Below are 4,454 nucleotides of genomic sequence, written 5' to 3' on the forward strand. Positions count from 1 at the left end.
ATTGGCCAGTATCGGAAGAAAGTTCGCCTCCATCGTGAGTTAATTTGAGTTGGTGATTGAAATGAAGTGTTGTTTGCGGTAATCTAATCATGAGAAGAATCCTTTCTTTTGGTTAGTTCTTAGTCGATTTAACCTTAACAGAAATGGATTCTTTTTTCATTTTTTTAGTGAAAAAGAGAATCCCACAGGAAAGCCGATAAATCGCCTTTCCTGTGGGATTTTGTATTTGGGTATGAATAATTCAGGATATAGATAAACATGATGGAACTGTTCATTGGAACGATGAAAGTAAATATCAAGATACAAAGTATGATGAGTTAAAAATGGTATGTAAAACAGAAAACCTGATTTATTTTGAAAACACCATCTTATTTTGGACATTTCCAGTCGAGGTATTTAAATCTTTTAAACAAGTGTACGTTTTAACCTACTTATTTGAAGCACAGGAACAGAGATACTATTATGATATGCATCAGCTTAACTACTCTTATAAAGCTGTAGCACGAACAGTAGACGGTGTTTATACATTAGTTAATCATGAAGAGAAGGACCCCTATAACAAAGAACAGATTAAGTCTCTAATAAATATATATGAAGGCAATTTAAACTCTATAGGAGACAACCCAAACAGTCTTTCATTATCGTGGTATGGGAAGAATGCGTTACTTTTAAAAAAAATGAAAAAGAATATCAGCACTTATTTCAAAAATAATACACGTACGTCTTCTCAGCTAAATATGTGGACTTGTTATAAAGTTTATAGAGGAGAACTAAAAGACAAAGGATACAGCGGCACCTCAAAAAGGCCTTGTTTTGTGGCACATAATGCACGTGCTACAAATGATTATCAACATAAACAAGCTTTAGCCTATGTCATTAATCGCTTTATGAAGCCTCATAAATATAAATTTTTCCGTTCTAAGGGTATCGAAGTCAATCAAGATTTATGGGCACTATCAGAACTACTTCAGTGGATTTGGAGAAGTCGCATTAGAACTGGAAAACCTGTTAATTTATATATTCCAAGCAAAAGAATGAGAACGATTTTAAAAGATTACCTAGATAGCGATAAATAAAAATGGTAGTGATACGATACGCCTTTATTTTTTATAAAAGAAGGTTTTAGCACAAAGATATAGAATGATACAGGCAAGCATATTGAATTGGAGTGATATTTTTGGATATTAAAGAATTGGTTATACAAGATTTTCTTGAGAATCAAGGTCATATATTTCATTTAATGTACCGAGGTTATTACAATCAACATCATATGGCCTTACTCAAAGGACAAGAAGTGGCTTTAAGTAATTTAATATTACAAATACATGAACGAGATTTAAATGCTGAAACAGATAATGCTACATTTCTATATAACTTCACAAAAAAATATATAGAGGATGGTTACCAAACCGGAAACGAACATTTAGATTCTGCTTTAGAAAAAGAATTTATTTCTGGTGCTTCGCCATTAAATATTTAAAAATCTTCGCTTGTTACCAATGATGGTAGCAAGCTTTTATATTATATATCGTCTGAAAATCCCCTTTTCTACGTTATAGGCATGGATACGAAGAAAATTAATAGTTGAAAGGAAATAAAATTATGCCTATAAAAAGCAATCACTTTACTTTTATTACACAAACAGTTGATTTTAAAGATAAAAATATATCCGTTGTTGTAAAAGAAGCCAATCAGCCAAATCTTACTTTAATAGTCGAAGGAATTATAGAAGCGACGAAGTAATATAAAAATAAAAAAGAGTGCTGAAATCTTAGCACTCTTTTTATTTGTGTAAGTTATTATTTCCAAAATATCTCTAAGGTAGGCTGCACCCCTTCCCCTTTCGGAAAACTCCAGATTATCTTATCTATAAACGTTAGCAACCCTTTATTTAATTTTTCATCATCAAGACGCTGCCATTCATTTAAAAACCGTTCTAATCGTTCTAAATAATTAGAAATACTTTTAGCCTCATCTTCTTTAGTGGTATCTGATACTTGACTGAACTCATTCTGAAGGTTAACTAATTCTTCGTTACGCGTCCTTGTACGCATTTTAAACATTTCCATGTCAATTAAACCTTCTTCTAATTGTAACTGGATTAAATCTAAAGCTTTTTGTACTTTTTTAATTTCTGTATCCAACTTTTTTAATTTTACTTCTTTAGAATTAATTATAACCGAATCTTCTTGGTAACTTTCTAATAACGCTTTAATTTCTTCTCTATGTTCAGATATTCTAGAAATAATTAGTGTCATCATGGCATTATAATTGAATCCCCTGTTACTGCATGTAACACCTAACCTATCTTTTTTATTACATGGTTGAAATACTTTAGTATTCGTTTTTCTGTCTTTACGATTAGTAATTGAGTGTGTTCTGCCACAATTAGCACACTTAATAATACTAGATAACCCATGTCTACGCTGTTTGGCACGTGGAGATAGTTCTCTCCTTGCTTGTAAAGCTTTATTAGCCTTATCCCACGTTTTTTCGTCAATAATAGGCGGATGTGCATCTTTTACAATAATCCATTCTTCAGAAGGACGAATCTTACCTTGATATTCATTTCTACCCTTTAACTTATTTGATACAATCCACCCTTTATATATTTCAGATTGTATCATTCTTTTTACAGTATTTCCGTGAAAGTGATTACCTCGGTTAGTTCGATAACCTAATTTATTCAATTCAATAGATATATTATCAACACCAACGTCATCTATAATTAGCTGAAAGGCTAACCTGACTGCTTCCGCTTTATTTTCATCTATTTCAAGCTTTTTTTCTAATGGATTGTAAATATAACCATAATTAGGAACTCCATTTGACCATCTGCCCATTTTAGCACTATCTTTCTTGCCTTTTCTGAAACGTGCTTTAATACCTTCGTATTCCATAAAGTCAAAAAAGCCGTTAAACTTTATAGCTTGTAAATCCTCATATTCGTTTAGATTATAAGGACGTTCACTATCAGTAATAAAATATATATCTTGTTCTCGCAACAGCTTCATAAACCTGCTTACTTCAATGTCATCACGCGTTACTCGTGCCATATTAACTGATAGTACTGCATCAAATATTCCTGAATTAAGTTTTCTGCACATTTCTACGTATTTTGGACGATTTTCATTCATACTGCTTCCAATCTCTTGAAACAGTTCATATTTCCAATTATGTTTGTTAGCAATTTCTAACAAACGATTTCTATGCTTTAGTAAAGTTGCTTCTGTCTCTTCTCCATCATTATTTCGAGACTTTCTAAGATATATAGCAACATTTTTAATTTTATTATCAAAGTTCATTTCCCTAGCCACTCCTTGAATCCTATATAAATGACTTTATAAATAGTCTATATACCTAAAACGAAATTTCGTTTAAAGTCAGACTCTTAAATTATCATTTATTAGTATTTAAATTGTGGTTAGTCTAAGAAACGTGCCATCAATGACAAGTGCTATATCCAATTGATACAAATACAGGCTTATTTTCACGCCTGGCTTTTTCAAAGGCTTCTTCTCCCCACGGATACCAATTAACTGGGTTATGTGCGTGCTGTAGCAGATAAGGAGATTTCTCATGAATCAGTGCGTTAGTATATTTTTGCATCTTTACACCTTCTTTCTATAATGATAGTTTACCGCCTTCTATTACTTTCTCCAAATGAACTAGGGTTAGCTCATCATTTATTTTTGTAGTTCTTATCACGAAAAAGCCTTTCTTTTGATAAAGACAAATAGCTGGCATATTCTTTGAAGCCGTTGAAACAGATATCTTAGTAGCTGAATAGTTTTTTTCTACAAAGGCTAGTAATTTTTGAGCAATTCCTTGTTTAAAATGCGCAGGATCAATAAACAACCGGTAAATATCTAACTCTTTCCCCAGCACTTTAAACGAAATAACGCCGGCTAACGTGTCTTCTATGTAGTATCCCAAAAATATCTCTTTAGATTGTTGTAGGTGGAGGAGCGTTTCTTGCAAAGGTGGAATCTGACGACTACGAATAATTGATGCTTCAACTTCGTATGATCGTTTTTGTAAAGCTAAAATGGCTTTTGCTTGTTGATTATTTAGCACACTATTTTCTTTAATCATTTATTCCTCCATCTGTTTGTCTTCTTTACTTTTCTATCATTATAACTTATCTGGTTCTTAACGTTAAAAAAATAAAGTGATTCTGTTCTAAATAGCCGTACTTGTTGATATGTAGTAAGCCCGAAATATAAAAAATAGCGCACCTTCACGGTACGCACGACGAACGGCCAGCTAACTGAATTTTTTTCAGTTAGCTGGCTATTTTGCACATGTGGCTTGAATATTCTCTGACCATGGCATGTAATTATGTAAAATCTCAGGGTGTTGATGAAACGATATATTAGGTAATTCCGTCATCAGCTTTACCAAGTACTGATAAAAATCAATTCCGTTTGCTTTGGCCGTTTCAGCCAAACTCA

Annotated in this window: 6 protein-coding genes and 1 pseudogene; 3 read left to right on the plus strand and 4 right to left on the minus strand. The window is 32.5% G+C overall.

Annotated features, from left to right (window positions below):
* The first annotated feature begins 248 nt into the window (after positions 1 to 248).
* The 3 genes from A2U94_RS19660 to A2U94_RS21380 all read left to right on the plus strand — a co-directional run bounded on the left by A2U94_RS19660 (position 249) and on the right by A2U94_RS21380 (position 1,743).
* Positions 249 to 1,076, plus strand: a complete 828-nt coding sequence (locus tag A2U94_RS19660) for a YonV family putative phage-derived protein (protein ID WP_502686071.1) — start codon at positions 249 to 251, stop codon at positions 1,074 to 1,076.
* A 101-nt stretch (positions 1,077 to 1,177) separates the two neighbouring features.
* Entirely contained in the window at positions 1,178 to 1,480 is a 303-nt protein-coding gene (locus A2U94_RS19665; RefSeq protein ID WP_062954783.1) for a hypothetical protein, read from the plus strand.
* Between the two features lie 122 nt (positions 1,481 to 1,602).
* Positions 1,603 to 1,743, plus strand: a complete 141-nt coding sequence (locus A2U94_RS21380) for a hypothetical protein (RefSeq protein ID WP_156482306.1) — start codon at positions 1,603 to 1,605, stop codon at positions 1,741 to 1,743.
* 56 nt (positions 1,744 to 1,799) lie between these two features.
* Here the strand turns inward: A2U94_RS21380 and A2U94_RS19670 are convergent, their stop codons facing one another.
* The 4 genes and pseudogenes from A2U94_RS19670 to A2U94_RS20975 form a co-directional block, all read right to left on the minus strand.
* The gene (locus tag A2U94_RS19670) at positions 1,800 to 3,305 is read right to left on the minus strand and encodes a recombinase family protein (RefSeq protein ID WP_062954785.1); all 1,506 of its coding nucleotides are present in this window, start codon (positions 3,303 to 3,305) and stop codon (positions 1,800 to 1,802) included.
* A 142-nt stretch (positions 3,306 to 3,447) separates the two neighbouring features.
* Positions 3,448 to 3,609 (minus strand): annotated as a pseudogene (locus A2U94_RS20970) (DUF255 domain-containing protein); the annotation flags it as partial.
* Between the two features lie 15 nt (positions 3,610 to 3,624).
* Positions 3,625 to 4,095, minus strand: a complete 471-nt coding sequence (locus A2U94_RS19675; RefSeq protein WP_025907736.1) for a GNAT family N-acetyltransferase — start codon at positions 4,093 to 4,095, stop codon at positions 3,625 to 3,627.
* A gap of 198 nt (positions 4,096 to 4,293) precedes the next feature.
* A partial coding sequence (locus tag A2U94_RS20975; protein WP_197473421.1) for a transposase domain-containing protein occupies positions 4,294 to 4,454 on the minus strand: 161 nt, incomplete at its 5' end.

It is taken from the genome of Bacillus sp. VT 712 (assembly GCF_001614195.1).
GTDB classification, from domain to species: Bacteria; Bacillota; Bacilli; order Bacillales; family Bacillaceae_H; genus Priestia; species Priestia flexa.

Coding starts and splice junctions, on each gene's coding strand:
- A2U94_RS21380 (WP_156482306.1), top strand. CDS start 1,603: ATGCCTATAAAAAGCAATCACTTTACTTTTATTACACAAACAGTTGAT.
- A2U94_RS19670 (WP_062954785.1), bottom strand. CDS start 3,305: ATGAACTTTGATAATAAAATTAAAAATGTTGCTATATATCTTAGAAAG.
- A2U94_RS19675 (WP_025907736.1), bottom strand. CDS start 4,095: ATGATTAAAGAAAATAGTGTGCTAAATAATCAACAAGCAAAAGCCATT.